General features: G+C 61.6%; 2 protein-coding genes and 1 pseudogene. 1 reads left to right on the top strand and 2 read right to left on the bottom strand.

Going from position 1 to position 2111, the window contains the following annotated elements:
* Positions 1 to 166 precede the first annotated feature (166 nt).
* A pseudogene (locus tag EOA27_RS33410) lies at positions 167 to 481 on the bottom strand (endonuclease domain-containing protein).
* Between the two features lie 253 nt (positions 482 to 734).
* On the opposite strand from EOA27_RS33410, the gene EOA27_RS33405 reads away from it, so the two are divergent.
* The gene (locus EOA27_RS33405; RefSeq protein ID WP_126083355.1) at positions 735 to 1565 is read left to right on the top strand and encodes an aldo/keto reductase; all 831 of its coding nucleotides are present in this window, start codon (positions 735 to 737) and stop codon (positions 1563 to 1565) included.
* A 99-nt stretch (positions 1566 to 1664) separates the two neighbouring features.
* Here the strand turns inward: EOA27_RS33405 and EOA27_RS33400 are convergent, their stop codons facing one another.
* Positions 1665 to 2036 carry an endonuclease domain-containing protein gene (locus tag EOA27_RS33400; RefSeq protein ID WP_127258406.1) on the bottom strand — a complete coding sequence of 124 codons (372 nt, stop codon included), beginning with the start codon at positions 2034 to 2036 and terminating at the stop codon, positions 1665 to 1667.
* Between the last annotated feature and the right edge of the window lie 75 nt (positions 2037 to 2111).

The raw sequence follows: 2111 nt of genomic DNA, 5'->3' as shown, positions 1-2111 counted from the left end.
GTCCGGACGGCTGGTGAAGCTCTTGATGGATGGGCTGCGGTTCGGGGCGAGAGGGTAGCGCTCCTCCTTCTCGGCTGTGGGTGAAGCCGGCGGCGAAGCTGCCAATCTCCCCCCTCGTGGGGGAGATGTCCGGCAGGACAGAGGGGGGCGCTGTCCCGCCAGCATCTCAAGTCGGACAAGCCAACCCAGCGGCAATAACAGTATGCTGGCAGACATTCGATGTCTCGGATGACGTCGTCGTTCCAGAACCGGAGGACCATCCAGCCATCCTGCTCCAGGCGCCTGGTTCTGGTCTCGTCAGGAATGGCGTTGTCGGCATGCTGCGATCCATCCACTTCCACGATCAGCTTCTTCTGAGGACACGCGAAGTCGACGATGTAGCCTGCGATCGGAAACTGCCTGCGAAAGCCGAGGCCCATCAGCCGGTGGCCACGGAGCTCGTTCAGAGCTTCAGTTCAGCATCGGTCATGACTTTGCGCATCGATTTCGCGTTGGCGCGATGTCGAGGTGGGACTGGTGTATGGGCATGGGTGCATCAGACCGAGGCAGGTTCACCTGCGTTTCTACTCTACGGCGCCCCCTCTGTCCTGCCGGACATCTCCCCCACGAGGGGGAGATTGGCAGCTTCGGCGTCGCGCCATCTTCTCTATGCGACTGGTATTCCTCAACCCGCGGCCTAAATAGTCGGCACCACCCGTCCCGTACACCACGCTCCCTCCCAAAAGGAATCTCCCATGCCCGAACAGCTGACATTGAACGACGGCTCGACCATCCCGCAGATCGGGCTCGGCGTGTGGCAGGTCGATCCGGACATCACCGCCAAGGTCGTGCGCTGGGGGATCGAGGCCGGCTACCGGCTGATCGACACCGCCGAGGGCTACCGCAACGAGGAAGGCGTCGGCGAGGCGATCCGCGCGGCGGGCGTGCCGAGGAACGAGCTCTTCATCACCTCCAAGCTGCGCAACGGCGCGCATCAGCGCGACGCGGCATTGCGCGCCTTCGACGACACGATGCAAAAACTCGGCATCGACCGGATCGATCTTTTCCTGATCCATTGGCCGGTGCCTACCCAAAACAAATATGTCGAGGCCTGGAAGACGCTGGTCGAGCTGCAGCAGGCCGGTCGCATCAAGTCGGTCGGCGTCTCCAACTTCAACCAGGATCATCTGGAGCGCATCATCGGCGAGACCGGCGTGACGCCCGTCGTCAACCAGATCGAGCTGCATCCGCGCTTCCAGCAGCGCGACAAGCGCGATTTCCACAAGAAGCACAACATCCATATCGAGAGCTGGAGCCCGCTGGGTAGCGGCCGGCTGCTTTCCGACCCGACACTGGAGAACCTGGCGAAGAAGCACGGCAAGTCGGTGGCGCAGGTGATCATCCGCTGGCATTTGCAGGAAGGGCTGATCGTCATCCCGAAGTCGATCCATGAGGAGCGCATCGCCGGCAATTTCGACGTCTTCGGTTTCGAGCTCGACGAGGACGATATGCAGACCATCCGTGGCCTGGATTCCGCCGACGGTCGCACCGGACCTGATCCGGCGACGGCGGCGTTTTTGTTTTAGCGCTCTGATAGAAGGGAGCCGACGCCGAAACTGCTAATCTCCCCCCCTAGTGGGGGAGATGTCCGGCAGGACAGAGGGGGGCGCTGTCCCGCCAGCCTCTCAGGTCGGATCAGCCAAATCCGCGACGATAACAATGTGCTGGCAGACATTGTCGATGTCGCGGATCACATCGTCGTTCCAGAACCGCAAGACGGTCCAGCCATCCTCTTCGAGACGTCTCGTTCTCAGCGCATCAGCCTCGGCAACGCCGCCATCGCCATGCTGCGAGCCGTCGACCTCGACAAGAAGCCTTTTCTCCGGGCAAGCGAAGTCGACGATATAGCCTGCTATCGGAAACTGCCTACGGAAACCAAGTCCCATCAACCGGTGTGCGCGAAGCTCGTTCCAGAGCTTCGGTTCGGCATCGGTCATGACGCGACGCATCGATTTTGCATTGGCCCGGTGTCGTGGCGGCAGAGGAGTATGGGTCATCGCTGGAGCCGTTTGAACCTGAGGTCTTCGCCAAGGTCTTTACTCTACGGCGCCCCCCTCTGTCCTGCCGGACAT

The sequence above is a fragment of the Mesorhizobium sp. M2A.F.Ca.ET.037.01.1.1 genome (genome assembly GCF_003998075.1).
GTDB lineage: Bacteria > Pseudomonadota > Alphaproteobacteria > Rhizobiales > Rhizobiaceae > Mesorhizobium.
Note: the sequence above shows the minus strand (reverse complement) of the source record. Positions and strands in the feature narration are given on the sequence as shown.